The 24,791-nt window shown below is 52.1% G+C and carries 28 protein-coding genes and 1 pseudogene; 10 read left to right on the forward strand and 19 right to left on the reverse strand.

The genetic code is table 11. From position 1 onward, the window contains the following. Positions 1–13: 13 nt before the first annotated feature. The 9 genes from BBW69_RS01880 to BBW69_RS01920 form a co-directional block, all read right to left on the reverse strand. Positions 14–1,396, reverse strand: a complete 1,383-nt coding sequence (locus BBW69_RS01880) for a phosphomannomutase/phosphoglucomutase (protein WP_188210213.1) — start codon at positions 1,394–1,396, stop codon at positions 14–16. Between the two features lie 163 nt (positions 1,397–1,559). Then, on the reverse strand, positions 1,560–2,069 hold the full coding sequence (locus tag BBW69_RS01885; protein ID WP_039854612.1) for a peptidylprolyl isomerase: 510 nt from the start codon (positions 2,067–2,069) through the stop codon (positions 1,560–1,562). Positions 2,070–2,160: 91 nt separating this feature from the next. Continuing rightward, entirely contained in the window at positions 2,161–2,523 is a 363-nt protein-coding gene (locus tag BBW69_RS01890; protein ID WP_003677619.1) for a VanZ family protein, read from the reverse strand. After that, on the reverse strand, positions 2,520–2,726 hold the full coding sequence (locus tag BBW69_RS01895) for a dioxygenase (protein ID WP_188210214.1): 207 nt from the start codon (positions 2,724–2,726) through the stop codon (positions 2,520–2,522). The genes BBW69_RS01890 and BBW69_RS01895 overlap by 4 nt, the downstream gene beginning before the upstream one ends. Positions 2,727–2,785: 59 nt before the next feature. Continuing rightward, positions 2,786–3,364 (reverse strand): aminoacyl-tRNA hydrolase, encoded by a 579-nt coding sequence (gene pth / locus BBW69_RS01900; protein WP_002237832.1) that lies wholly within the window; start codon positions 3,362–3,364, stop codon positions 2,786–2,788. Between the two features lie 46 nt (positions 3,365–3,410). Continuing rightward, positions 3,411–3,689, reverse strand: coding sequence for an RnfH family protein (locus BBW69_RS01905; protein WP_188210215.1), 279 nt, complete (start codon positions 3,687–3,689; stop codon positions 3,411–3,413). Further along, complete coding sequence (locus BBW69_RS01910) at positions 3,682–4,113, reverse strand: type II toxin-antitoxin system RatA family toxin (RefSeq protein ID WP_003677626.1); 432 nt, start codon at positions 4,111–4,113, stop codon at positions 3,682–3,684. The genes BBW69_RS01905 and BBW69_RS01910 overlap by 8 nt, the downstream gene beginning before the upstream one ends. 144 nt (positions 4,114–4,257) lie before the next feature. Next, a complete protein-coding gene (ftsH, locus tag BBW69_RS01915; protein ID WP_111726594.1) occupies positions 4,258–6,225 on the reverse strand; it encodes an ATP-dependent zinc metalloprotease FtsH in 1,968 nt (655 codons plus the stop codon). A 64-nt stretch (positions 6,226–6,289) separates the two neighbouring features. Continuing rightward, complete coding sequence (locus BBW69_RS01920) at positions 6,290–6,910, reverse strand: RlmE family RNA methyltransferase (RefSeq protein WP_188210216.1); 621 nt, start codon at positions 6,908–6,910, stop codon at positions 6,290–6,292. Between the two features lie 108 nt (positions 6,911–7,018). Here BBW69_RS01920 and yhbY point away from each other — a divergent pair, with 108 nt between their 5' ends. The 4 genes from yhbY to hemB all read left to right on the forward strand — a co-directional run bounded on the left by yhbY (position 7,019) and on the right by hemB (position 9,662). Beyond that, entirely contained in the window at positions 7,019–7,303 is a 285-nt protein-coding gene (yhbY, locus tag BBW69_RS01925) for a ribosome assembly RNA-binding protein YhbY (RefSeq protein ID WP_003677631.1), read from the forward strand. 245 nt (positions 7,304–7,548) lie between these two features. Beyond that, the gene (locus BBW69_RS01930) at positions 7,549–7,812 is read left to right on the forward strand and encodes a hypothetical protein (RefSeq protein WP_223169906.1); all 264 of its coding nucleotides are present in this window, start codon (positions 7,549–7,551) and stop codon (positions 7,810–7,812) included. Between the two features lie 8 nt (positions 7,813–7,820). After that, positions 7,821–8,528 (forward strand): zeta toxin family protein, encoded by a 708-nt coding sequence (locus BBW69_RS01935; RefSeq protein ID WP_188210217.1) that lies wholly within the window; start codon positions 7,821–7,823, stop codon positions 8,526–8,528. 132 nt (positions 8,529–8,660) lie between these two features. Beyond that, positions 8,661–9,662, forward strand: coding sequence for a porphobilinogen synthase (gene hemB, locus BBW69_RS01940; RefSeq protein ID WP_188210218.1), 1,002 nt, complete (start codon positions 8,661–8,663; stop codon positions 9,660–9,662). A 63-nt stretch (positions 9,663–9,725) separates the two neighbouring features. Here hemB and BBW69_RS01945 read toward each other — a convergent pair whose 3' ends face one another. Beyond that, positions 9,726–10,883 (reverse strand): PLP-dependent aspartate aminotransferase family protein, encoded by a 1,158-nt coding sequence (locus BBW69_RS01945; protein ID WP_188210219.1) that lies wholly within the window; start codon positions 10,881–10,883, stop codon positions 9,726–9,728. A gap of 191 nt (positions 10,884–11,074) precedes the next feature. Here BBW69_RS01945 and folE2 point away from each other — a divergent pair, with 191 nt between their 5' ends. Then, entirely contained in the window at positions 11,075–11,848 is a 774-nt protein-coding gene (folE2, locus tag BBW69_RS01950) for a GTP cyclohydrolase FolE2 (RefSeq protein ID WP_370628296.1), read from the forward strand. A 112-nt stretch (positions 11,849–11,960) separates the two neighbouring features. Beyond that, entirely contained in the window at positions 11,961–12,626 is a 666-nt protein-coding gene (locus BBW69_RS01955; RefSeq protein WP_188210221.1) for an NAD(P)H-dependent oxidoreductase, read from the forward strand. A 54-nt stretch (positions 12,627–12,680) separates the two neighbouring features. Here the strand turns inward: BBW69_RS01955 and BBW69_RS01960 are convergent, their stop codons facing one another. From BBW69_RS01960 to norM, 8 genes and pseudogenes are all read right to left on the reverse strand, one after another. Next, positions 12,681–13,439 carry a pseudouridine synthase gene (locus BBW69_RS01960; protein WP_188210222.1) on the reverse strand — a complete coding sequence of 253 codons (759 nt, stop codon included), beginning with the start codon at positions 13,437–13,439 and terminating at the stop codon, positions 12,681–12,683. 24 nt (positions 13,440–13,463) lie between these two features. After that, positions 13,464–14,354: an NAD(+) kinase gene (locus BBW69_RS01965; RefSeq protein ID WP_188210223.1), complete on the reverse strand. Its 891-nt coding sequence runs from the start codon at positions 14,352–14,354 to the stop codon at positions 13,464–13,466. Positions 14,355–14,373: 19 nt separating this feature from the next. Next, positions 14,374–14,946: an SCP2 domain-containing protein gene (locus tag BBW69_RS01970; protein ID WP_188210224.1), complete on the reverse strand. Its 573-nt coding sequence runs from the start codon at positions 14,944–14,946 to the stop codon at positions 14,374–14,376. A gap of 53 nt (positions 14,947–14,999) precedes the next feature. Next, positions 15,000–15,806, reverse strand: coding sequence for an SDR family oxidoreductase (locus BBW69_RS01975; RefSeq protein ID WP_188210225.1), 807 nt, complete (start codon positions 15,804–15,806; stop codon positions 15,000–15,002). A 25-nt stretch (positions 15,807–15,831) separates the two neighbouring features. After that, positions 15,832–15,939, reverse strand: a pseudogene (locus tag BBW69_RS09965) (IS5/IS1182 family transposase); the annotation flags it as partial. A gap of 19 nt (positions 15,940–15,958) precedes the next feature. Beyond that, a complete protein-coding gene (locus tag BBW69_RS01980; protein ID WP_188210226.1) occupies positions 15,959–16,609 on the reverse strand; it encodes a TetR/AcrR family transcriptional regulator in 651 nt (216 codons plus the stop codon). Between the two features lie 11 nt (positions 16,610–16,620). Then, entirely contained in the window at positions 16,621–17,661 is a 1,041-nt protein-coding gene (murB, locus tag BBW69_RS01985; RefSeq protein ID WP_188210227.1) for a UDP-N-acetylmuramate dehydrogenase, read from the reverse strand. Positions 17,662–17,736: 75 nt separating this feature from the next. Further along, on the reverse strand, positions 17,737–19,116 hold the full coding sequence (gene norM / locus BBW69_RS01990) for a multidrug efflux MATE transporter NorM (protein WP_188210307.1): 1,380 nt from the start codon (positions 19,114–19,116) through the stop codon (positions 17,737–17,739). Between the two features lie 548 nt (positions 19,117–19,664). Here norM and BBW69_RS01995 point away from each other — a divergent pair. After that, complete coding sequence (locus BBW69_RS01995) at positions 19,665–20,963, forward strand: adenylosuccinate synthase (RefSeq protein ID WP_188210228.1); 1,299 nt, start codon at positions 19,665–19,667, stop codon at positions 20,961–20,963. 237 nt (positions 20,964–21,200) lie between these two features. On the opposite strand, the gene htpX is transcribed toward BBW69_RS01995, so the two are convergent. Then, positions 21,201–22,040: a protease HtpX gene (gene htpX, locus BBW69_RS02000; protein WP_107859184.1), complete on the reverse strand. Its 840-nt coding sequence runs from the start codon at positions 22,038–22,040 to the stop codon at positions 21,201–21,203. Positions 22,041–22,259: 219 nt separating this feature from the next. Here htpX and adk point away from each other — a divergent pair, with 219 nt between their 5' ends. From adk to hldA, 3 genes are all read left to right on the forward strand, one after another. Further along, positions 22,260–22,907 carry an adenylate kinase gene (gene adk / locus BBW69_RS02005; RefSeq protein WP_039854631.1) on the forward strand — a complete coding sequence of 216 codons (648 nt, stop codon included), beginning with the start codon at positions 22,260–22,262 and terminating at the stop codon, positions 22,905–22,907. 106 nt (positions 22,908–23,013) lie between these two features. Further along, a complete protein-coding gene (gene pyrF / locus BBW69_RS02010; RefSeq protein WP_188210229.1) occupies positions 23,014–23,754 on the forward strand; it encodes an orotidine-5'-phosphate decarboxylase in 741 nt (246 codons plus the stop codon). Between the two features lie 54 nt (positions 23,755–23,808). Further along, a complete protein-coding gene (gene hldA, locus BBW69_RS02015; protein ID WP_188210230.1) occupies positions 23,809–24,771 on the forward strand; it encodes an ADP-heptose synthase in 963 nt (320 codons plus the stop codon). The last annotated feature ends 20 nt before the right edge of the window (positions 24,772–24,791 follow it).

The following is a 24,791-nucleotide window of genomic DNA, read 5'->3' on the forward strand; positions in this document are numbered from 1 at the left end:
ATTTTTTCTATTTTTACAGAGGCCAGATTAAATTTGGATTGCTTTCAATGACTGCTTTGAATTGGTTCTGAATACGCTCAATCGCTTCTTGCGTGTCCGCTTCAAAACGCAATACCAAAATCGGCGTGGTATTGGAAGCACGCATCAGTCCGAAGCCATCGGGGAATTCAACGCGCAGGCCGTCGATGGTGATGATTTCGGTCGCACCTTCAAACTTGGCATTAGCAGCCAGCTCTTCAATCACTTTGTGGCCGTTACTGCCTTCCGACAGGTCGATGTTGAGTTCGGGCGTGGAAATGCTTTGCGGTAGGCTATTCAACACTTCGGACGGATTGTCGAAGGCAGACAGGATTTCCAAGAGGCGTGCGCCGGCATACATACCGTCGTCGAAGCCGAACCAGCGTTCTTTAAAGAAGATGTGTCCGCTCATTTCGCCGGCAACCAGCGCACCGGTTTTTTTCATGGCGGATTTGATGAAGCTGTGGCCGGTTTTTTCCATTACAGGTTCGCCGCCGTGTTCTTTAATCCAAGGCGCGAGCAGGCGGGTGGATTTGACGTCGAAAATCACTTTGGCTTTAGGATTGCGGCTCAACACGTCTTGCGCGAAAAGCATTAATTGGCGGTCTGGATAGATGATGTTGCCGTCTTTGGTGACTACGCCCAAGCGGTCGGCATCGCCGTCAAATGCCAAGCCGATTTCGGCATCGCTGTTTTTCAGCGCGATAATCAAATCTTGCAGGTTTTTCGGTTTGGAAGGATCAGGGTGGTGGTTGGGGAAATTGCCGTCCACTTCACAGAAAAGTTCGGTAACTTCATTGCCCAAACCTTTGTAGAGTTTGCCTGAAAATGCGCCGCCGATACCGTTGCCTGCGTCGATGGCGATTTTCATGGGGCGTTTGAGCTTGATGTGGCCGACGATGTGGTTGTGGTATTCGTCGGAGATGTCTTTTTCGGTTACGCTACCTTGTTTGTCGGCGGCAACAAAACTGTCTTTTTCAATAATGGCTAAAAGTTCTTGAATGGCTTCGCCGGCGAGCGTGTCGCCGCCGAGCATCATTTTGAAACCGTTGTAATCGGGCGGATTGTGGCTGCCGGTAATCATTACGCCGCTGCCGCCGCATTCGTTGATGGCTGCGAAGTAGAGCATAGGAGTGGCAACCATACCGACGTTGAGTACGTCGATGCCGCTGTCGGTAAAGCCGCGTTGGATGTGCTCCATCAGTTCGGGACCGCTCAAGCGTCCGTCGCGGCCGAGTGCGATGCGGGTGATGCCTTTTTCGGCGGCTCTAGTGGCGATGGCTTTGCCGATGAGATAGGCGGCTTCGTCGGTCAGGGTTTTGCCGACAATGCCTCGGATGTCGTAGGCTTTGAAGATGTCGCGGGCAATATTTGCCATGATGGTTTCCTTGTTGTGGTTTCAGGAAAGGAGACTATTTTAACACGTTGCAATATTGTCCGAAGGCCTGCGGGAGGTGTTCAGACGGCATATATGCTTGGATTTTATGCCGCCTGAAACAAAAAAAGCAGCCTTTTATACAGGCTGCTTCCGGATTATCGGTTTATACGGCTTCGGCTTTGATAATGATGACAGGTTCGGTCGGAACATCATCATGGTAGCCGTGGCGTTTGGTAGATACGCCTTCGATGGCGTCGACAGCATCAAAACCGTCGACTACCTTGCCAAATACGGCATAACCCCAGTCTTGTACGACGGTTCTGCCGTACATTTCTTTGGAGCGGTGGTTGAGGAAGGCATTGTCGGCAGTGTTGATGAAGAATTGTGCACTGGCGGAATGGGGGTCGGAAGTGCGTGCCATGGCGATGGTGTATTTATCGTTGGGCAGACCGTTGGACGCTTCGTTTTGAATCGGATCGCGCGTTTCTTTTTCGTTCATGTTTTCATCCATGCCGCCGCCTTGAATCATGAAGCCTTTGATGACGCGGTGGAAGATTACGCCGTCGTAGAAGCCGTCTTTGACGTATTGTTCAAAGTTTTTGGCGGTAACGGGGGCTTTGTCGAAATCGAGTTCGATTTTGATGTCGCCTTTGTTGGTGTGCAGGATAATCATGGGTTTTCCTTTCGTTAAGAATTTCTTTGCAAATGGTGGCTGGAGGAAAAACTTCAAGGCTGTATGAAAAATATTCTTTATTTGGGAAGAGTCATCCCGGGCGGTTGGCGGAACGTGCGGCAAAGAGTGCAAGCAATGCACCCGTCAGGTCGGCAAAGATGTCGCCCAGACTGCCGGTTCGGGTTTCGGTCAGCCACTCCTGCGCGCATTCGCTGACTACGGCGAAACAGAGGGCAAAGACCATCAGGCTGCGATAGGGGATGGGGCGGTTGTCGGTTCTGAATGCTTTGGTCAGAAGCCAGATTTGTGCGAAAAACAGGGCGAGGTGCGCCACTTTGTCAAAATGCGGAAAAGGCGGTGGCGCGGTTTCGGCAGCTTTGAAAAGCAGCGAGTAAATGCTGCCTGCAAACCACAATGCCGAGAGCAGGATAAAGCGGTTGCGCGGCAGATTCATGCTTGTTCCTCTTCAAGCCATATCCGGCATAGTTTGGATAGGCGCAGGAATTTTCCGCCGCGTGCGGCCAGCATGTCGCGCCAAATGGCAATTTCTTCGGCGGAGGGGGCATCGTCTATGCTGCATTCGTAGAGCAGGAAATTTAAAGTTTCTTCAATGACGGCAACGGATTCGGTTTGGATGAGCCGGTTGAGTTCGGACATAGTGCGGGTTCTCGCTGATGGCGGGAATGCCGTCTGAAAGGGCTTCAGACGGCATTGGGTCATTTGCTGTGCAGGAAACGTGTTGCTTCTTCCCATTTGCCGGAAATGATGTCGGGTATGGCTTGCAGGGATTTGGCGATGGCATCGTCAATCTGTTGGCGGTGTTCCGCACTGGGTTTGTTCAGGACATAGCCGACGACGAGGTTGCGGTCGCCCGGGTGGTCGATGCCGAGGCGCAGGCGGTAATAGTCGGCCGTGCCGAGCCGTGCCTGAATGTCTTTCAACCCGTTGTGTCCGCCGTTTCCGCCGCCGAGTTTGAACTTAATCCTGCCGCAAGGAATGTCGAGTTCGTCGTGGACGACGAGGATTTCTTCGGGTTTGATTTTATAAAACTGCGCAAGGGCGGCAACTGCCTGTCCGGAACGGTTCATGAACGTGGTCGGCTTGAGCAGCCAGACATCGCCGTCGGGCAGGGCGGCACGGGCGACTTCGCCGAAGAATTTTTTTTCTTCTTTAAACGAAGCCTTCCACTTCCAAGCCAGTTCGTCGAGGAACCAAAAGCCTGCATTGTGCCGGGTTTGCTCGTATTCTTTGCCGGGGTTGCCCAATCCGACAACCATTTTGATTTTGTTTGACATGTCGTTTTCCATCAAATGCCGTCCGGACGGGGTTCAGACGGCATGGTTAGCCTTTTTGGTTAAGGACGCGCCTGCGACGCGCTTCTTTAGGGTCTGCCTGCAGCGGACGGTATATTTCGATACGGTCTCCGTCGTGTAACGGCGTATCGTCTTTGACTGCCTTGCCGAAAATACCCAAGGGGGCAGAATGCAGGTCGAGGTCTGTAAAGATTTCGTCCAAACCGCTTTTCAGTGCGGCCGCACGGATACGGGTTCCTTCCTCGACTTGCATGTTTTTCAAAACCTGCTTGTCAGACAGTCCGTACACGATTTCAATTTCAAGCATAACGGCGGTCTGCCTCTTTGACGAACGCTTCGACCAATGTGGAGGAAAGGTGGCTGAATACGGGGGAAATTAAGGCGGATAAGACGGCATTGGAAAAATCGTATTCAAGGTTGAATTCGATTTTGCACATATCGTCGCCCAAATCGATGAACTTCCATGTCCCACGCAGGGTTTTGAACGGGCCGTCAAGCAAATCCATACGGATTTCCTTGCCGGGTATGTTGCGGTTGTGCGTGGCGAATGATTGGCGCACGTGCATATAGTCCATAAACAGCCGCGCCTTCAGTTCGTTGCCGCTACGCCCGATGACCTCGGTTTTGCTATACCACGGCAGAAAGCGCGGATAGTCTTCAACCTTATCGACCAGCTCGAACATTTTGTCCGCACCGTGCATGACCAAGATGCTTTTTTCAACTTTTTTCACGGATATTCCCTAAGCGTCCGGCGTTTGTTTAAAGGCGGTATTATAAACGAAATTTCTGAGATTCAGACGGCATGGATAAGGAACGGTGCCGTCTGAAAGGGATAAAGAAAACGGCAGCTTGCGGGCTGCCGTTTGTTCTGGGAGTTAAGCCTTGTTTTCAGGCTGCTGCTCGGACTCTGTCGAAGCGGTGTCTGCCGGGGCAGGTGCTTCGGTTTCTTCCCGAGCCGGAGCGTGTGGTGCGTTATCTTCCGCCGCGTCCGCATTCTCGCGCAGGTTGTGGCTGTAATCCTTGGGCGGGCTGGGTTGTTTGCCCGCCATAATTTCCAATACCTGATCGCGGTCTATGGTCTCCCACTCCATCAGAGCTTTGCACATGGTTTCCATTTTGTCGCGGTTTTCATCCAGGATTTTGTAGGCGATTTGGTATTGCTCGTCCAAAATGCGGCGGATTTCCGCATCGATATCCTGTTGCGTTTTTTCGGAAATGTTTTGAGAACGGGTTACGCTGCGACCCAAGAACACTTCACCTTCGTTTTCCGCATAAACCATCACGCCCATTTTGTCGCTCATACCGTAGCGCGTTACCATTTCGCGGGCCATTTGGGTGGCGCGTTCGAAATCGTTGGATGCGCCGGTGGAGATGCGTCCGACGAAGATGTCTTCGGCAATGCGTCCGCCGAACAGAATCGACAGCTGGCTCAACATCTGGTCTTTATACATGCTGATACGGTCGCGTTCGGGAAGCTGCCAGGTCAGGCCCAGTGCCCGTCCGCGCGGCATGATGGTTACTTTATGTACGGGATCGGTAAACGGCAGGCTTTCGGCAACAATCGCATGTCCGGACTCATGATAGGCTGTTGCGCGTTTCTCGTCTTCGTGCATGACCATGCTGCGTCGTTCGGGACCCATGTAGATTTTGTCTTTGGCATTTTCAAAGTCGCTTTGATCAACCTTGATTTTGTTGTGCCGTCCGGCAAACAGGGCGGCTTCGTTAACCAGGTTTGCCAAATCCGCACCGGAAAAACCGGGTGTGCCGCGTGCCAGGGACATCAAATCTACGGATTCGTCCAAAGGCACTTTTTGGGCATGGACTTTCAAAATCTGTTCGCGCCCGCGGATATCGGGTAAGGGGACGACCACTTGGCGGTCGAAGCGGCCGGGCCGCTGCAATGCCGGATCGAGTACGTCGGGACGGTTGGTTGCTGCAATGACGATGACGGTTTGGTTGCTTTCGAAGCCATCCATCTCTACAAGCAGTTGGTTCAGGGTTTGTTCGCGCTCGTCGTTGCCGCCGCCCAAACCTGCACCGCGTTGGCGGCCTACCGCGTCAATTTCGTCGATAAAGATGATACAGGGTGCATTTTTCTTTGCTTGTTCGAACATGTCGCGGACGCGGCTTGCGCCGACACCGACAAACATTTCGACAAAGTCAGAACCTGAAATGCTGAAGAACGGTACGCCGGCTTCGCCTGCAATCGCTTTCGCCAAGAGTGTTTTACCGGTTCCCGGGCTGCCCGCCAGCAAGATGCCGCGGGGGACGCGCCCGCCCAAGCTTTGATAGCGGTTCGGCGCTTTCAGGTAATCAACGATTTCCTGCACCTCTTCTTTGGCTTCGTCGCAGCCGGCGACATCGGCAAAGGTAACTTTGTTGGCATCTTTGTCCAGCAGGCGTGCGCGGCTTTTACCGAATGAGAATGCGCCGCCTTTTCCTCCGCCCCCCGTCTGCATACGCATGAAGTAGAACCATGCGCCGATGAGCAGCAGGACGGGCAGCAGGCTGTAAAACAGAGTTGCCAGCGCACTCGGTTTTTCATCCGGCGTAACTTTCAGGCGGACATTTTTGTTCAAAAGGGTTTGAATCAGGTTGTCATCCAACGGCGCATTGGTAAAGAATGTGCTCTTGTCGGTGCGTTCGCCTTTAATCAGGTAGCCGCTGACGACAGAACCTTCGATATTGACGCCGGATACTTCGCCGTTGTTGACCTGTTGGATGAACTGAGAATATTCGATTTGTCCGTTGTCTTCTTTTTTGCCGTCTAATGCGTTGAATGCCGCCATCAGACCGATACCTAAGGCGACCCAGACAAGGATTGATTTAAAGGTGTTCCCCACTTAACAAGGCTCCATGATGTAAGGTAAAAAACGGAAAAGATTGTAAAACACGCCGTCTGTGTTGTCAGCGTTTATTTTTGCCCAATAAATAAATCTCACTGGAGCGATTGCGTGAGGCTTCGGGTTTGCGGGTTTGCACCGTTCCGAAAACTTTGCGCATGGCGGTCATGTATTCCTGATAGCCTGCTCCCTGAAAGACTTTGACTAAAAAGCTGCCGCCTGTTTTCAGGTGTTGCGAGGCAAAGTCAAGGGCCAATTCGCACAGATAGAGGCTGCGTGCCTGATCGCTTACGGCGTTTCCCGACATATTGGGTGCCATATCGCAAATTACAAGGTCCAGGGGGCGGTTGTTTAATAAGGTTTCAAATTGTGCCAAGACGTCGTTTTCCCTGAAGTCGCCTTGAATGAAGGATACGCCGTTTACGGCTTCCATGGGCAGGATGTCCAAAGCGAATACCGCGCCGGAAGGGCCGGCCAGCCTGGCAGCGACCTGCGACCAGCTTCCCGGTGCGCTGCCTAAATCCGCCAATATGGTTCCGGGTTTGATTAGTTTGTCTTTTTCGTTAATTTCCAATAGTTTGTATGCGGCACGGGCGCGGTAGCCGTCTTTTTGCGCCATGTGGACATAGTGATCGTTGACGTGTTCGTGCAGCCACGCTTTTGAGGATTTGGAACGTGAGGCCATAATGGTTGGGGTTGGAATGGAAACGGCCTATTGTACGTTAATTTTGCCCCTGCTGCGCCAAATCGCGTACAATGGGGCATTATTCTTTATGGTTCAAGCACTAGGAAAATGACTGATACAAAATTAAATACCAAAGAAATTTTGGAATTGAAAGCGCGCGCGCATCATTTGAATCCCGTCGTGATGGTCGGACAACAGGGCCTGACGGATTCCGTCATCAGGGAAACCGATGCCGCGCTGACGGCGCACGAGTTGATTAAGGTGCGCGTGTTCGGCGACGACCGTGCCGAACGCATCGAAATCTGCAATGCCTTATGTGAGGCGGTTGATGCGCAACTGGTTCAGCATATCGGAAAACTTTTGGTATTGTGGCGTAAGAATATCGAAGCCTGATTTTGGAAGCGGTGTGCAGACACCGCTGTTTTTATTGCTGTTCTTTAACGGTTGGTGCGGTTGAAGTCTTGTGCTGTCTATTTTTCAGACGGCATGAGTGCTAAGGAATGTGCCGTTTATGCCGCCGATACTTTGGACGGCTTGAAAGAAACGGTTTAAGCGTTGAGAAAGGTAGATGGTTGAGTACTGATGCCGTCTGAAATGTTCTTCTCTCTGGAGAGTCTGACGGCCGGGGTTGGCAGTTTGTGAGTGATGGCATTGCAGACCATCCTTACGGTCGGTTTTTTTATATTGGGGCTTTTATGTGTACGTTGATGCAGAAAGACAGCTTGCTGAATGGCATTTCCCAGACTTTGGGCCTTATTGTCATCCAAACGGGAGGGCGTAATGAAGACAGTAAGATTCTTGCGGGATTGCGCAACAGATTATACGGTCTTGCGCCGGAAGAAATTGATTATGAAGCGGTTGCAAAATTGGTAAAAGAAAAATTTGAGATTTACAAATTATGACGGCGTGTATGGACAATGAAGTGGAAAAGGCGTTTCCTGCAGTTTGGAATGACTTGCTCGAAGACAGATGCATCATTCCACAAGAAAAACCTTGGGGAATTGTTTTGGGCGGTATGCCGGGGTCGGGGAAATCGATCCTTATCCAAAAAGTAGAAGAAGAATTGAATGGGAATGTTATTCCTGTCAATGGAGATGATTTCAGAATCTATCATCCTGACTTTAAAGAAATATATGCGAATCATAAAGGGGATTTTCCCAAATACACGTCTGATTTTTCAAATAAAATGGTGGAACGTGTAATTGGGGAGGCGGTGAAAAACAGATTCAATATTGTTGTTGAAGGAACTTTTAGAAATCCCAATGTGCCTGTCAATACTTTATCGATATTTGAAGAACAGGGCTATCACACAAAGGCAGCCATTATTGCAATCGATAAAAATGTGGCATGGGAATCTGCGATAGACAGATACCGTCATGATATGGAAAACGGGTTCTATGCCAGAAAAGTGGATAAATCTTCTTTTGAAGAGGTTGCAGACAATTTGGCTGAGAATGTCCAAATCGTTTTGGAAAGCGGCAAAGCTTCAGTGTTGGAGGTGTATTCGAGAGGAGGGAAATTGTTTGATTCCGGCACGAATCATCCGAAAGAGGTTGAAGGCGTTGTCAATCATGAGTTGCAAGGATTTAATCTGCAGGGGAAAAACATATCAGACTGATTGTCCTTTGGCGTTCGATTTTATTTAATATTTTGTTTTGTAATGTATTTTTGTACAGGCTGTTTTTTTAAATCTCAAACGGAGATGCTTGCCGTCCGTTTGATTGGTTGACAGAGTGATTGGAGAGATATTATGCAGTTTCCTTACCGCAATGTTCCGGCTTCGCGTATGCGCCGTATGCGCAGGGATGATTTTTCACGCCGCCTGATGCGCGAACACACGCTGACCGCCGATGATTTGATTTATCCGGTGTTTGTATTGGAGGGGTCGGCGCGCGAGGAGGATGTGCCTTCTATGCCGGGCGTGAAGCGTCAAAGTTTGGACAGGTTGCTGTTTACGGCTGAGAAGGCATCAAATTTGGGAATACCCATGCTGGCACTGTTCCCTGTCGTTACGGCAAATAAGACGGAATGTGCGCAGGAGGCGTATAACCCTGAAGGACTGGTGCCGACGGCCGTCCGCGCCTTACGCGAGAGGTTTCCCGAACTGGGCATTATGACGGATGTCGCGCTCGATCCTTATACGGTTCACGGTCAGGACGGACTGACGGACGAAAACGGTTACGTGATGAATGATGAAACCGTAGAAGTCTTGGTGAAACAGGCTTTATGTCATGCAGAGGCGGGCGCGCAGGTCGTTGCTCCTTCCGATATGATGGATGGGCGTATCGGCGCCATCCGCGAGGCTTTGGAGGATGCCGGGCATATCCATACGCGGATTATGGCATATTCCGCCAAATATGCTTCTGCATTCTATGGCCCTTTCCGTGATGCGGTAGGCAGTTCGGGCAATTTGGGCAAGGCAGATAAAAAGACCTATCAGATGGATCCCGCAAACACCGATGAGGCGCTGCATGAAGTAGCGCTCGATATTCAGGAAGGTGCGGATATGGTGATGGTGAAGCCCGGTTTGCCGTATTTGGACGTTGTCCGCCGCGTGAAGGACGAGTTCGGCGTACCGACTTATGCCTATCAGGTTTCGGGAGAATACGCGATGTTGCAGGCAGCGATTGCCAACGGCTGGCTGGACGGCGGCAAAGTGGTTTTGGAAAGCCTGCTGGCATTCAAACGTGCGGGTGCGGACGGGATTTTGACCTATTACGCTATTGAGGCGGCAAAGATGCTGAAGCGTTGATTTTCGGCCGGATTAATTGAAATGCCGTCTGAAACCATGGTTTCAGACGGCATTTTGCGTGGATTATACAGTCGTATCCAGTGCAGCGGAAATATCATTCCAAATATCATTTACGTCTTCAATGCCGATAGAGAAACGCAGCAGGCCGAGTTTGATGCCCATTTCCATTTTCACATCATGCGGCACGCCGCTGTGGGATTGGGAATAGCAATGGTTGACCAAACTTTCCACTCCGCCGAGGCTGGAAGCCATTTTGACCAGTTTCATGTTTTTAATCACGCTATTGGCCGCTTCACGCGTGTCGTTTTTGAGATAAACCGTAACCACGCCGCCGATGCCTTTGGGCATTTGCGCTTGGGCGAGTTCATAATGTTCGTGCGACGGCAGGCCGGGATAAAACACTTTTTCAATGGCAGGATGAGCTTCCAAACGGCGCGCGATTTCGAGTGCGTTTTGGCAATGGGCGTTCATGCGCAGAGCCAGTGTTTTGATACCGCGCAACACCAGCCAGCAGTCCATCGGGCCTGCAATCGCGCCGGTATGCACCATCATGTCGTGCAAAGGCTGAGCCAGCTCTTTGGTTTTAGCAACGACTACGCCCATCAATACGTCGGAATGGCCGCACAAATATTTGGTAGCGGAATGGAACACAAAATCGCAGCCCATATCCAACGGCTGTTGCAGATACGGCGTGGCAAAAGTGTTGTCGATACCGACCAGTGCACCGGCTGCTTTGGCCTTTGCTGCAAGGGCTTTGATGTCTACCAAGCGCAAAAGCGGATTGGACGGCGTTTCCAGCCAAACCAGTTTGACATTGTGCGCTTTAAGCAGCTCGTCCAAATTATCCGGATTGCCCAAATCGGCAAAAACAACGTTCACCCCCCATTTTTGATAAACATCGACCAATAAATCATAAGCGCCTCCGTAAATATCGGCGACGGCGACAATGGTATCGCCCGGGCGTAGGAAAGTACGCCACACGGCATCAATTCCTGCCATACCGCTGGAAAATGCAAAGCCGGCCGCACCGTGCTCCAAGTCGGCAACGGTATCTTCCAATACCTGACGGGTTGGGTTGCTCAGGCGCGAGTAGCGGTAAGGGACATTTTCGCCAATCTCGTGCAACGCAAACATACTGTTTTGATAAATCGGCGGCATCAGCGCGCGGTTGTGTTCGTCGCAATCGTAGCTGGAATGAATGGCTTTCGTGGCGAATTTCATTTGGTCTCTGCCTATGTAGATGTGAATAATCGAAGATTTTATCACTATCTGAAAAATAGAAACAATCAATGCAGCTGCTAAAAGCGAGTGATATAATCTCGCATTTGCAGATTGACGGTATATTCCCCGGCGGAAACGCCATACCATGCACACATCTCAACAATTACATGAATATTAAGGAAAAACAACTCATGAACACTATTGCAGACGTGCAATCCAGCCGAGATTTGCGCAATCTGCCGATCAATCAGGTCGGTATCAAAGACCTGCGCTTTCCGATTACCCTGCAAACTGCAGAAGGCATCCAGTCCACCGTTGCCCGTCTGACCATGACGGTTTACCTGCCTGCCGAACAGAAGGGGACGCATATGTCGCGTTTTGTCGCATTGATGGAGCAACATGCCGAAGCCTTGGATTTTGCACAATTGCGCAGGCTGACTGCCGAAATGGTCGCGCTTTTGGATTCCCACTCCGGCAAAATCAGCGTTTCTTTCCCATTTTTCCGCAAGAAAACCGCCCCGGTTTCCGGTATTCAGTCTTTACTGGATTATGATGTCTGCCTCACGGGTGAAATTAAAGACGGTGCATACGGCCACAGTATGAAGGTCATGATTCCCGTAACCTCGCTTTGCCCGTGTTCCAAAGAAATTTCCCAATATGGTGCGCATAATCAGCGTTCGCACGTTACCGTCAGCCTGACTGCCGATGCCGAAGTCGGTATCGAGGAAGTTATCGATTATGTGGAAACGCAGGCGAGCTGCCAGCTATACGGCCTGCTCAAACGCCCCGATGAAAAATACGTTACCGAAAAGGCCTACGAAAATCCGAAATTCGTGGAAGATATGGTGCGTGATGTAGCTACTGCACTGATTGCCGACAAGCGTATTAAGAGCTTTGTCGTCGAGAGTGAGAATTTCGAATCTATCCACAACCATTCGGCTTATGCCTATATCGCGTATCCGTAGGCGTGTTTGCGATGAACCAAATGCCGTCTGAAAGGCATTGGGGCGGCATTCGCGAATCTGCCGCTGTATCGGTTTGAAATCAATTTGCAATAAAAGTAATAAAGGATGCACTATGACGGTATTAGACAGAGAGCAGGTTCTATCCGCATTTAAAAACCGTAAATCATGCCGGCATTACGATGCGGCACGCAAAATCAGTGCCGAGGATTTTCAGTTTATTTTAGAACTCGGGCGTTTGTCGCCCAGTTCGGTCGGTTCGGAGCCTTGGCAGTTTGTTGTGGTTCAAAACCCTGAAATCCGACAGGCCGTCAAGCCGTTTTCTTGGGGTATGGCGGATGCTTTGGATACCGCCAGTCATTTGGTGGTGTTTTTGGCGAAGAAAAATGCCCGCTTCGACAGCCCGTTTATGTTGGAAAGCCTCAAACGGCGCGGCGTTACCGAACCGGATGCCGTAGAAAAATCTTTGGCGAGGTATCAGGCGTTTCAAGCCGACGACATCAAGATTTTGGACGATTCGCGTGCCTTGTTTGACTGGTGTTGCCGCCAGACCTATATTGCGTTAGCCAACATGATGACGGGTGCGGCGATGGCAGGTATCGATTCCTGTCCGGTGGAAGGTTTCAACTATGCCGATATGGAACGCGTATTGTCCGGGCAGTTCGGTTTGTTCGATGCAGCAGAATGGGGCGTGTCCGTTGCCGCGACATTCGGCTACCGGATTCAGGAAATCGCCACGAAAGCGCGTAGGCCGTTGGAAGAAACCGTTATTTGGGCATAAGGCAATGCCGTCTGAAAACGCAAGGATTTTCAGACGGCATTTTTTAATGCTTATTTAAAACGATTCGTCGGGAGCGAGATAACGCCATTTGCCGGGCGGCAGCCCGCCGAGTTTGACCTTGCCCATTCGGATGCGTTTCAGCCCGACGACGCGCAGTCCGACCAGTTCGCACATACGGCGGATTTGCCGCTTTTTACCTTGTTTCAATACGAAACGCAGTTGGTCTTCGTTTTGCCATTCTACTTTGGCGGGACGCAGTTTCTCACCGTCCAAACTCAATCCGTGATTCAGTAAGGCAAGTCCTTTTTCGTCCAATTTGCCGCGCACGCGCACCAAGTATTCTTTTTCACTGCCGCTGTTTTCGCCGATAAGCTGCTTGGCGATACGGCCGTCTTGCGTCAACACCAGCAATCCGACTGAATCGATATCGAGCCTGCCGGCGGGGGCAAGACCGATTTTGTGTTTCGGGTCGAAACGGATACGGCTGGTGTCACCTTCCCAGCGATTTTCAGAGGTAATCAGTTCGGCGGCGGATTTATAGCCTTTTTCCGCTTGTGCGCTGACATAGCCGACGGGTTTGTTCAGCAGGATGGTAATGCGTGCCGCCTGCTGTTCGTGGGCTTTCTTGTTCAGTTCGATACGGTCTGCCGGCGAAACTTTTTGACCGAGTATGGCGGTTTTGCCATTGACCGTTACCCAGCCCTGTTCGATATAGCCGTCGGCTTCGCGGCGCGAACAAAGCCCTAGTTGCGCCATGCGTTTGGAGAGGCGTATGGTATCTTCTGTATGGTCGGAGGAAATTTTGGAATTCATGGGTACTTTCGGGTAAAGGCCGGCTTAGACTAATTGCTCGCCCCAGTGCAGTTTTTGGCGCAGGGTTTTGAAATATTGGTAGTCGGTCGGGTGTAGGATGCGTAAGGGATTGTGGTAGCGGCGGATGATGATGCGGTCGAGGTTTTGCACGTCGATGAAGGATTGTCCGTCGAAATGAACGCGGGCATCGCCGCTTTGGGTAACGAGGATTTCGATTTCAGATGCGTCGGAAATGGCGATGGGGCGGTTGGTCATGGATTGCGGACAGATGGGTACGAGTGTGAAGGCGTGTAATCCTGCCTGCATGATGGGGCCGCCGGCGGCAAGCGAATAGGCGGTCGATCCGGTGGGGGTGGAGACAATCAGCCCGTCCGAACGTTGTGTATAGACGAATTCCTGATTGACGAAGACTTCAAATTCAATCATCTGTCCGGCACCGCCGCGGGAGAGGACGGCATCGTTGAGGGCGAGGGCGCGTTCGGCGGTTTTGCCTTCGCGGATCAGTGCGGCTTCAATCAGGATGCGCTCTTCGGCAAGGTATTTTCCTTCTAAAACGGGCAATAGCTTGTCCGTCATATATTCGCGGGGAATTTGGGTAAGAAAGCCCAAATGACCTTGGTTGATGCCGATAATCGGAACGGCGCGCGGGGCGATTTCGCGGGCGGCAGAGAGAAAGGTGCCGTCTCCGCCTAAGACGGCGACCAGGTCGCAGTATTGTCCCAGTTCGGTCTTGTTGACGATGTGGCAGCCGTCGGTGTCTTGGGTATAGATGCAGCATTCCCTTATGCCGACTTCGTCGAGATAGACGGTAAAGCCGTGCTGCTTCAAAAATGTAATCAGTGTGTGTGCAGTATCTTGGATGTCGGGCGTGTTGGGGCGGGTTACGATGCCGATGTTGTGAAAAGGGCTGTTCATGTCGGATGCCGTCTGAAGGTTAGTCTATCCAAATGTCGCGTTCAAGCCTGTCGAGGCGTTCGTTGAGGCGGGCGACGTCATCGCGCAGTTTGTCCACTTCTTCCATCCAGGCGGACAGGGTGGCGGCGTCGATAACGGGGGATTCGGGTTCGCGTGAGAATTCGCCGATTTGTTCGGCTATGCTTCTGCCGATTTGTTTGATGCTGTGTCCGATATCGGCGGCACGGCTGCCGATGCTGTTGCCGAGCTGCATGCCGAAAATCCGTGCCAAGTCGTCTGATGCACGGTAACGCAGGCTGCCGAGTAGGGGCAGTACCGCCATGCCGAGTATGAGGTCTCCTTCAAGGCTGATGTCTCCCACCCCCGGCTCGCCTCCTTGCAGGATTTTTTGTACCGCGCTGTTGCGGAAGGTGATTTCTGTATCTGCAAAACCGTTGCTTGCCGATAGAAATCCTTCTTCCGTGATACGTCCGGTCAGTTTCAATCCGGCAATGTTCAGTGCCAGTGTTTTGTCGGCAAATGCGGCAAGCTCCGAGCGGCTGTCGGGGTTTTGCTGAATCAGGTGGTTGATGATGGGGAATAGGGCGGACATGTTTATTTCCTGACTGCGGGCAGAATGCCGGTTTGTTGCTGTTGCCGGTTATTTTACAGGCTTAACCCGTTATCGCAAACGGTAATGATGATTTTGCCCCTGCTGTCGTCGGGTGCGAAATCGGGAGCCGGCAAGCCGAGTTTGGCAGCTTCTTCCGTATAGAATTCGCGGCGTGTCGGGTGGCGCGGTTCAATAATGTTTTTCAGTCTTTTGCCGTTGGGTTTTAATGCCGTCTGAAACAGGGTTTCGACGGCGATATCACGGTGGACGATATTGACAGGCTGGTTGCCGCCCGGGATGTTTTGCTTTTGAACAAGGAGGCTGACGGGATGGCGTTCGGCGCAATAAAGCCCGCCCAGCCGCAGGATGTCGATGTTCGGCACGCCGCTGTCGAGCAGGTATTGCTCGGCGGCGAGGATTTGGTGGGCGGACTCGGTTTGTGGATCGGATGTGGCAGTTTCGTCGCATTCGCGCACTTTATCGCCGTAAACGCTGGTGCTGCTCGTGAAAATCAGATGCCGCACGTTGCACGCTCGGGCAAGTTCTGCCCATTGTTTGACGGTGTCGGCGTAATGCGTCAGCGAGGATGGCGGCAAGAGGCAGAACCAAACGGGTTTGTCGGCGTGGTGCCGCCAAAAGCTTGTATCTCGGGCAAGGTTCGCGCTTTGAAACGCGCTGTCTTGATTGAGGTCGATGGTATCGAGGTGTATGGGCAGATTGATATCGTCCGAAGTCAGGCTGCGTTTGACGGCGGCAACGCGGCTGCCGTGTTCGTAAAGTTTCTGCGCCAAAGGACGGCCGAGGTAGCCTAAGCCTAAGATGGATGCGTCGGGGGAGGCGGAAGGGGGTGTATGTATCATGTTTATAGATGGATGCCGTCTGAAAATATAGTGGATTAACTTTAAACCAGTACGGCGTTGCCTCGCCTTGCCGTACTATCTGTACTGTCTGCGGCTTCGTCGCCTTGTCCTGATTTAAATTTAATCCACTATAGGCTCAGATGGCATGGAAATTATGACTGCGCACCGCCGATTTTCCGGTCGTATTCCTCGCGATGTTTCAGCAAGAGATAGGGGCGCAGGAGGCTTAAGGTACGACGGACGCCGCGTGCTTTGGAGTCTTCGGTCAGCTTGGTGCGACCGCGCAGGGAGCTGTCGAAGTCGAACCAGTATTTCGTTACCATCCACATATTGACGGCGAGGTCGTTCATGGCGGTTTGGTCTGCTTGGATGATGTTCAGGCCGTTGAGCTGGGTGAGCAGGTTGACCAAGAGCGGGGAGACTTTGGCTTGGGTGAAGGTATTGTGTTCACCCAATAGTTCGGCACTGCGCGCAAGCAGGGTGTTCACGTCGCTAAAGAGGAAGCGGTATTCCCACATGACGTCATAAATGCCCGCCATATAGTTGATGGAGTCTTCCACATCAGACGGCAACACGGCTTCATTCAGGTATGCCAGCAGGGCTTCGCTGTAACGTTTGAAGAGCTGGACGATGATTTCGTCTTTGTTGCGGAAGTGGTAATAGAGATTGCCCGGACTAATGCCCAAATGCGCCGCGATATGATTGGTGCTGATGTTGCGCTCGCCTTCCTCGTTGAAAAGCGCAAGGCTGGCGTCAATGATGCGGGTGTAAGTATTGGTTTTTGCAATGCGGGTCACGGGCATACTCCTTGGATTTATAGGCTGAACGAAGCGGGCAGCCAATTGGGTTCGGCGTGTAATTCTACCTGAAATCGAGTAAATACTGTATTGCAGACGTGTTGAGCCAGCTTCCAGACGTCGTCTGAAGAGGCATTGTTTTTGTTCACCAAAACCAAAGCCTGTTTATCGTGTACCGCCGCGCCGCCGATTTGGAAGCCTTTCAGACGGCATTGGTCGATCAGCCAGCCGGCGGCGAGTTTGACTGAACCGTCGGGCTGCGGATAGCGCGGCATATCGGGATGCTGCTGCAACAGAGCGGCAGCTTTTTCCGCGCTGACAACAGGGTTTTTAAAGAAACTGCCAACATTACCAAGTACGTTAGGATTAGGCAGTTTACTGTTGCGGATTGCACACACTGCATCGGAAACATCTTTCGCCGTCGGAGCTCTGCCCGCGCTCCGTTCGGCAACGGCGGCCGCCAAATCGCCGTAACCCAAATTCGGCTCGAAACGCTCTTTCAGGGTGAACACGACCGAAACAATCACATAACGCCCTTTGCCTTCCTGCTTGAACAGGCTTTCTCGGTAGGCGAAGCGGCAATCGGCATTGGCAAGCTCGACAAAGGTTTCCGTATCCAAATCGAAGCAGCGCACGCTGTGAATCACGTCTTTCGCTTCCACGCCGTATGCACCGATGTTCTGCACGGGCGACGCGCCGACCGTACCCGGAATCAGGCTCAGGTTTTCCAGACCGTTCAAGCCCAGCGCGACGGTGTGCAGGACAAAATCGTGCCAGATTTCGCCCGCCTGCGCTTCGATGTACACAAGGCCGTCTGAACGCGTAATCTCGCGTATGCCTTTGTTTTTCATATGGACGACCAGTCCGGCGTAATCCTGCATCAAAACGATGTTGCTGCCGCCGCCGAGCCATAAAACGGTATTGCGGTCGAACTCGGGCAGTCGGACGATGTCGCGCAACTCGTCGGCGTGTTCGAGCGCGATAAAGGCTTGAGCTTGGGCGCGAAGACTGAAAGTGTTGTAGGGGGTGAGATCGGTTTGGTATTGGATGGGTTGCATGGGTTTAAACTTTAAAATGGGTATTGTCAGTGGCGGGCTTCAGCCCATAGTTTCATATTTTAATCGGCGGAGTTTTCAGACGACCTTATGCGATCTGACCATCTCCCTGCTGCACAATTCCAAGCACCACACCAAGGCGACGGCTGCGATGGTGAGCGAGGCGATCAATGCCGTCCAGAAGCCGTAAATGCCCATATCGAAACGGTAGGCGAGCAGGTAGCCCGGCAGCAGGCCGCAGCCCCAGAAGGCGGCGGCGTGGATGAACATCGGTATCTTTGTGACTTTATAGCCGCGCAGGGCGTAGGACGCGATACATTGGGTGAAGTCTGCCGGTTGGAACAAGCCGGCGAACAGCAGGACGGTGGCGGCGATGCTTAAAACCGCCGGATCATTGTTGTACATACTTACCAGCGGCGAACGGAATAATACCAAAGAAAGCACGGTAATCACGGCGAGCATCCAGCCCAACACCAGCGACACGCCCGAAATATAACGTGCCCGCGAAAATTCGCGCCGCCCAAGCGAAAAGCCGATGCGCACCGTCCCCGCCGAGCCGACGCTTTGAGGAATCATATAGAGAATCCCCGACAAACTGATGCCGACTTGCTGCGCCGCCACATAATCCTCACCGAAAGGCGCAATCAAAAACACGATAAACGAAAACGCGCTGGCTTCCAAAAAATAAGACAGTCCGATGGGCGCGCCGATTTTCCAAATCTGTTTGAACACCGCCCAATCCGGCTTGCCGAATTTCGCCGTCAGTCCGAACGGGCGGAAGAATTTTTCCTTGGCGATATAAATCCACAATGCCAGCGCGCTGAACCAAAACACCGCCATCGTCGCCAGTCCGCAGCCCGCACCGCCCAAAGCGGGCATACCGAATTTGCCGTAAACGAAAATATAGTTCAGCGGTACGTTCAACACAAATGCCGCAAAGCTGACCAACATAATCAAGCGCGGGCGGTTCAGGCTGGAGGCGTAGGCGTGCAGGGCGCGGTGTACCATGGCCGCCGGCATCGCCAGGCTGGTGAACAGCATATACTGCGCCATCGTGCCTTCGACATAATCGCTCAAGGTCAGCCAGTTGCGGAACGGCGTAATCGCCGACCACATCAATACCATGCCGAAAATTCCCAAAAACAGCCCGAACCAAATCCCCTGCCGCCCCGTTTCGCCCACTTCGTCGGTTTTACCCGCGCCGTAAAGCTGGGCAATCATCGGGTTCAGCGCCGCCATAATGCCCATAAACGTAATATAAACCGTGGCAAACGCGCTGCTGCCCAATGCTACTGCCGCCAAATCCTCCTTACCCGCACCGCCCGCCATCACGGTATCGACGAAACCGATACCCACTTGCGCGACCTGCGCCAACAGCATGGGCAGGGCAAGGGCGGTCAGCAGGCGGACTTCTTTCAGGAAGACGGAAAAGGAAAAGCGGTTAAGGTCGAGCAGCATAGGATAAGTATCCAATCAACAAAGATGCCGTCTGAAGAAAAAACGGCAGTCTGGAATTATGGGAAGTCACATCAATTATATAGTAAAAGGGTGCAGAGCCGTCAGGAGGACATGGGGTGCAAAAGTGTATTCAGGTTATGCGTATTTTATGGTAAAGTCTGATTTTAATAACTTGGCAGTAACAAGCTGCCGGACAGGGGCTGTTCAGATTCAGAATCGCAAAGGGGCTTTACCGCTTTGAAAACCGCATGATGCGGTGCGGCAGATACGCCGTATGATTTTGAATCGGGCAGCCTTTTGTGTTTGCAGGACAAAATAGAGAGAAGACGGATTTTCATGTAAACGCGAGATTTTGAATGGCTGGTTTTCCGGAGGAATGCCTGTTACCGCCAGGGGCGGGCGGTTTCTCCGTAATCGGTTATGGTATTGTACGCAATGGTGCAGAAAAAATGATATGCCGTCTGAAAAGGCTGGAAAGGGTAAGTAATCCCGATAGCCGCAATTTGCAATTTGATTGTAACTTATCAATTTAAAACAAGGTTGTCATAATGGCTAAAAATGTTGTAGTAATCGGCGCCCAATGGGGCGATGAAGGCAAAGGTAAAATCGTTGATTGGCTGGCGGAAGAAACCAGCGGCGTCGTGCGTTTCCAAGGCGGCCACAATGCGGGTCATACTTTGGTCGTCGGCGGCAAGAAAACCATTTTGCGCCTGATTCCGAGCGGCATTCTGCATGAAAGTCTGGACTGCTTCATCGGTTCCGGCGTTGTCGTTTCCCCCGAAGCATTGTTGGGCGAAATCGACGAGCTGAACGCGGCAGGCGTGAAAAACGTCGAAGGCCGTCTGAAAATCGCGCCGACCTGTCCGCTGATCCTGCCTTACCACATCGCGCTTGACCAAGCCCGAGAAGCATCCCGCGGAAAAGGCAAAATCGGCACAACCGGCCGCGGCATCGGCCCTGCCTACGAAGACAAAGTGGCACGCCGCGCCATCCGCGCCATCGATTTGCTGCATCCTGAAAAACTGCGTGAAAAACTGGATGCCATCCTCGCTTATTACAACGTTCAATTGCAACATCTGCACAATGCCGAGCCGGTGAAAGCGGAAGACGTGATGGCGGTAATCGAAAAAGTTGCGCCGCGCATTACGCCGATGATTACCGACGTATCCCGTGTGTTGAACGAGAAAAACAAAAACGGCGAAAAACTGCTATTTGAAGGTGCGCAAGGCACGCTGTTGGACATAGACTACGGCACTTACCCCTTCGTTACCTCTTCCAACTGCCTGGCGGGAGCAGCTTCCGCAGGCGCAGGCGTAGGTCCGCAAATGCTGGATTATGTTTTGGGCATCGTCAAAGCTTATACCACACGCGTCGGTTCAGGCCCGTTCCCGACCGAATTGTTCGACGAAGTAGGTGCGGGTTTGGCAGAACGCGGACACGAATTCGGTTCCGTAACCGGTCGCGCACGCCGATGCGGATGGTTTGATGCCGCCGCGTTGAAACGCTCCATCCAAGTCAACGGCATTTCCGGTATGTGCATCACCAAGCTGGACGTGATGGACGGTATTGAAACCATCAATATCTGTGTCGGCTACGAATTGCCCGACGGCAGTAAAACCGACATCCTGCCTTGCGGTTCCGATGCGGTAGAAGCCTGCAAGCCGATTTACGAAACCATGCCCGGCTGGAGCGAATCGACTTTCGGTGTGAAAGAGTACGATAAGCTGCCTGAAAACGCTAAAGCATATCTGAAACGTATCGAAGAAGTGTGCGGCGCGCCGGTAGCCATCGTCTCCACCGGCCCCGACCGCGAAGAAACGATTGTGCTGCATCATCCGTTCGCATAAGGTTTTGCAGTAAAAATGCCGTCTGAAGCCCTAATTGGTTTCAGACGGCATTTTTGCTGCCGTTTTATCTGATATTTTCTGTTTGGACACGGTTTGTCGGGGGTATATCAATGCGGCGTATCCGGTACGGAAATGGATACAGTTGGCGCCGGTATGGCAAACCTGATGTTTTCAGACGGTATATACGAAAAAACCGTACTGCTTGTGCGTACGGTTTTTTTGTCGTTTCAAATCGGCTCAGAGCGATTTGAGGCGGGCAATGCGGTTGTCCAGTGAAGGGTGGGTGCTGAGCAGGGAGTCGCGCGTATCTCCGGCAATGCCCATCGCGTTCATTTCTTCGGGCAGGTCGACAGGATTGCCTTTAAGCCTTTGCAGGGCGGAAATCATTTTCGGTGCACCGACCAGTTTTGCCGCCCCCGCATCGGCACGGTATTCGCGCTGGCGGCTGAACCACATGACAATTAAGCTGGCAAGGAAGCCGAAGAGGATTTGGAATACCATGCTGACCAGGAAATAAGTTCCCTGAGATTGGCTGCCGTCGTTGTTCCGGGCAATCAAGTTGGCAATAATGCGCGACAGGAATACGACAAAGGTATTAACCACCCCTTGAATCAGCGTCAATGTCACCATATCGCCGTTGCCGACGTGTGCCATTTCGTGCGCCAACACCGCTTCCACCTCATCGCGTGTCATGTGGTCAAGCAAACCGGTGCTGACGGCAATCAGAGAGTTGTTTCTCGATGCGCCCGTGGCAAAGGCATTGGGTTCGGGAGAGTGGTAGATGGCAACTTCGGGCGTTTTCAGATTCCATTGCCGCGCTTGGGCTTCGACAATGTTCAGAAGCCAGGCTTCTTCTTCAGTGCGCGGTGTGTCGATAACTTCCGCGCCGACCGATTGTTTGGCGATAAATTTGGACATCAGCAGTGAGATAATCGAACCAGTGAAGCCGACGACGGCGGAATACGCTAACAGGTTGCCCGCATCGCCCCTGCTGTTGATGCCCAGAACCGCCAAAACAATGTTGATTACGACCAAAACAGCGATATTGGTCGCGAGAAACAGAAAAATGCGTTTCACGGATATTCCTTTTTGGTAAGGTTTTGTGTTTTTTTTGAATTGAGGGGGAATTGTCCCAAAAAGTTGCAGCCTTGTGAATATTAAGCTCGGCAAATGTATGCAAAACATCTGCTTGCAAATGGCAGTTTATGCAGTTGGTTTTTGAACTATTGCGTTAAGCCGTGTAGAATTGTGGACAATCTGTTCGGCTTCATTAAATATATTGGAAAGGACGACTTTATGAAAGCATTACTTTTAGGCGCACCGGGCGCCGGCAAAGGCACTCAGGCGCAATTCATCACCGCTGCTTTTGATATTCCGCAAATTTCCACCGGCGACATGCTCCGCGCTGCGATTAAAGCAGGCACTCCGCTGGGTTTGGAAGCGAAAAAAATCATTGATGAAGGCGGCTTGGTGCGCGACGACATCATTATCGGTATGGTCAAAGAACGCATCGCGCAAGACGACTGCAAAAACGGTTTCCTGTTTGACGGCTTCCCGCGCACGCTGGCACAAGCCGAAGCGATGGTTGAAGCAGGTGTGGATTTGGATGCCGTGGTTGAAATCGATGTACCTGACAGCGTGATTGTCGACCGCATGAGCGGCCGCCGCGTGCATTTGGCTTCCGGCCGTACCTACCACGTTACCTACAATCCGCCTAAAGTCGAAGGCAAAGACGACGTAACCGGCGAAGACTTGATTCAGCGCGACGACGACAAAGAAGAAACCGTCAAAAAACGCCTTGCCGTGTACCACGAGCAAACCGAAGTTTTGGTTGATTTTTACAGCAAACTGGAAGGCGAACATGCGCCTAAATACATCAAAGTTGACGGCACTCAACCGGTAGAAGCTGTGAAAGCCGAAGTATTGAAAGGTTTGGGCAAATAAGGTTTGCTGAGTAGGAAATGCCGTCTGAAAAAATATTTTCAGACGGCATTTTGTGTACGAAAAGCTGTTAAAATCGAAGTTGTAACCGTTTATCCGCAGGCATCTTATGAATCCCTTAATCTCTGACTTCCAAACTCCGCAACAACGCACCCCGGTCATCGTCGCCCTTGATTTTGCCAACGAAAAAGACACGCTTGGATTCGTCCGCAACCTTGATCCGGCGTTGTGCCAAATCAAAATCGGCAAAGAGCTGTTTACCGCGACGGGGCGCAGTTTGGCGGAAAGCCTGATTCATCAGGGTTTCAAACTCTTTCTTGATTTGAAATACCACGACATTCCCCACACCGTCGCGCAAGCCTGCAAAGTCGCTGCCGATATGGGCGTTTGGATGGTCGATATGCATGCCTCAGGCGGCCGCCGTATGATGGAAGCCGCAGCAGAAGCCGTTGCCGGATATCAAACCAAGCCGCTCTTAATCGGCGTAACCGTGTTGACCAGCATGGAACAAAGCGATTTGGCGGAAATCGGTTTGAACATCGCCCCTGAAGAACAAGTCATCCGTTTGGCAAAACTGACGCAAAGTTCGGGCTTGGACGGCGTGGTCTGTTCCGCCCAAGAAGCTACACCATTGCGCCGTGAATTGGGGCAGGATTTTGTCTTGGTAACGCCCGGCATCCGCTTGGACGTTGCCGGCAATAATGATGACCAGCGCCGCATCATGACACCGGCCGAAGCCTTGGCTGCCGGTTCGACCTATTTGGTAATGGGTCGTCCTGTAACCCAAGCTGCCGATCCGGTAGCCGTATTGCGCGAAGTGAACCGCGTGGCAAACCTTGAAGCAAACTGATTTTCAGACGGCCTTACAGGTTGAGGCCGTCTGAAAAAATACAACGGAGGCAATATGTCCGCCAAGTTCCAACAAGAAACCCTCAAATCCCGTTTCGCGCAAGCCAAAGTCCTGGTTGTCGGCGACGTGATGCTCGACCGCTATTGGTTTGGCGATGTGTCCCGTATTTCGCCCGAAGCCCCCGTGCCGGTGGCCAAAATCGGACGTATCGACCAACGAGCGGGCGGTGCGGCAAATGTCGCGCGTAACATCGCTTCGCTGGGCGGCAAAGTCGGGTTGTTGTCGGTAATCGGCGACGACGAAGCCGCCAACGCGCTCGACGCGCTGATGGTGCAAGACGGCGTCGCCTCCTATCTGATGCGCGACAAACAAATCGCCACCACCGTCAAACTGCGCGTCGTTGCCCGCAACCAGCAGCTTATCCGCCTTGATTTTGAAGAGCATCCCAACCGCGAAGTGTTGGAACAAATCAAGCGGAAATACTGCGAAATCTTGCCCGAATACGATGCCATCATCTTTTCAGACTACGGCAAAGGCGGTCTGTCGCACATCTCCGATATGATAGATTGGGCAAAACACGCAGGTAAAACCGTATTAATCGACCCCAAAGGCGACGATTACGAAAAATACGCCGGCGCCACGCTGATTACGCCCAACCGCGCCGAATTGAAAGAAGTGGTCGGCAGTTGGAAAAACGAAAATGATTTGACCGAAAAAGCACAAAACCTGCGCCGCCACCTCGACTTGACCGCTATTTTGCTGACCCGAAGCGAAGAGGGCATGACCCTGTTCAGCGAAGGCGAACCCATTTACCAGCCCACCCGCGCTCAAGAAGTTTACGACGTATCCGGCGCAGGTGATACCGTCATTGCCGGAATGGGCTTGGGGCTGGCGGCAGGCTACACCATGCCCGAAGCCATGCACCTTGCCAATACTGCGGCTGGGGTTGTCGTGGCGAAACTTGGTACGGCGGTTTGCTCGTTTGTCGAATTGACCAAGGCATTGGAAGAGCAATAAATGCTGTTTCAGACGGCCTT

The sequence above is a fragment of the Neisseria sp. RH3002v2f genome (assembly GCF_014596375.1).
GTDB lineage: Bacteria > Pseudomonadota > Gammaproteobacteria > Burkholderiales > Neisseriaceae > Neisseria > Neisseria cinerea.

Coding starts and splice junctions, on each gene's coding strand:
- BBW69_RS01880 (WP_188210213.1), bottom strand. CDS start 1,396: ATGGCAAATATTGCCCGCGACATCTTCAAAGCCTACGACATCCGAGGC.
- BBW69_RS01885 (WP_039854612.1), bottom strand. CDS start 2,069: ATGATTATCCTGCACACCAACAAAGGCGACATCAAAATCGAACTCGAT.
- BBW69_RS01890 (WP_003677619.1), bottom strand. CDS start 2,523: ATGAATCTGCCGCGCAACCGCTTTATCCTGCTCTCGGCATTGTGGTTT.
- BBW69_RS01895 (WP_188210214.1), bottom strand. CDS start 2,726: ATGTCCGAACTCAACCGGCTCATCCAAACCGAATCCGTTGCCGTCATT.
- pth (WP_002237832.1), bottom strand. CDS start 3,364: ATGTCAAACAAAATCAAAATGGTTGTCGGATTGGGCAACCCCGGCAAA.
- BBW69_RS01905 (WP_188210215.1), bottom strand. CDS start 3,689: ATGCTTGAAATTGAAATCGTGTACGGACTGTCTGACAAGCAGGTTTTG.
- BBW69_RS01920 (WP_188210216.1), bottom strand. CDS start 6,910: ATGGCCTCACGTTCCAAATCCTCAAAAGCGTGGCTGCACGAACACGTC.
- yhbY (WP_003677631.1), top strand. CDS start 7,019: ATGACTGATACAAAATTAAATACCAAAGAAATTTTGGAATTGAAAGCG.
- BBW69_RS01935 (WP_188210217.1), top strand. CDS start 7,821: ATGGACAATGAAGTGGAAAAGGCGTTTCCTGCAGTTTGGAATGACTTG.
- hemB (WP_188210218.1), top strand. CDS start 8,661: ATGCAGTTTCCTTACCGCAATGTTCCGGCTTCGCGTATGCGCCGTATG.
- BBW69_RS01945 (WP_188210219.1), bottom strand. CDS start 10,883: ATGAAATTCGCCACGAAAGCCATTCATTCCAGCTACGATTGCGACGAA.
- folE2 (WP_370628296.1), top strand. CDS start 11,075: ATGAACACTATTGCAGACGTGCAATCCAGCCGAGATTTGCGCAATCTG.
- BBW69_RS01955 (WP_188210221.1), top strand. CDS start 11,961: ATGACGGTATTAGACAGAGAGCAGGTTCTATCCGCATTTAAAAACCGT.
- BBW69_RS01960 (WP_188210222.1), bottom strand. CDS start 13,439: ATGAATTCCAAAATTTCCTCCGACCATACAGAAGATACCATACGCCTC.
- BBW69_RS01965 (WP_188210223.1), bottom strand. CDS start 14,354: ATGAACAGCCCTTTTCACAACATCGGCATCGTAACCCGCCCCAACACG.
- BBW69_RS01970 (WP_188210224.1), bottom strand. CDS start 14,946: ATGTCCGCCCTATTCCCCATCATCAACCACCTGATTCAGCAAAACCCC.
- BBW69_RS01975 (WP_188210225.1), bottom strand. CDS start 15,806: ATGATACATACACCCCCTTCCGCCTCCCCCGACGCATCCATCTTAGGC.
- BBW69_RS01980 (WP_188210226.1), bottom strand. CDS start 16,609: ATGCCCGTGACCCGCATTGCAAAAACCAATACTTACACCCGCATCATT.
- murB (WP_188210227.1), bottom strand. CDS start 17,661: ATGCAACCCATCCAATACCAAACCGATCTCACCCCCTACAACACTTTC.
- norM (WP_188210307.1), bottom strand. CDS start 19,116: ATGCTGCTCGACCTTAACCGCTTTTCCTTTTCCGTCTTCCTGAAAGAA.
- BBW69_RS01995 (WP_188210228.1), top strand. CDS start 19,665: ATGGCTAAAAATGTTGTAGTAATCGGCGCCCAATGGGGCGATGAAGGC.
- adk (WP_039854631.1), top strand. CDS start 22,260: ATGAAAGCATTACTTTTAGGCGCACCGGGCGCCGGCAAAGGCACTCAG.
- pyrF (WP_188210229.1), top strand. CDS start 23,014: ATGAATCCCTTAATCTCTGACTTCCAAACTCCGCAACAACGCACCCCG.
- hldA (WP_188210230.1), top strand. CDS start 23,809: ATGTCCGCCAAGTTCCAACAAGAAACCCTCAAATCCCGTTTCGCGCAA.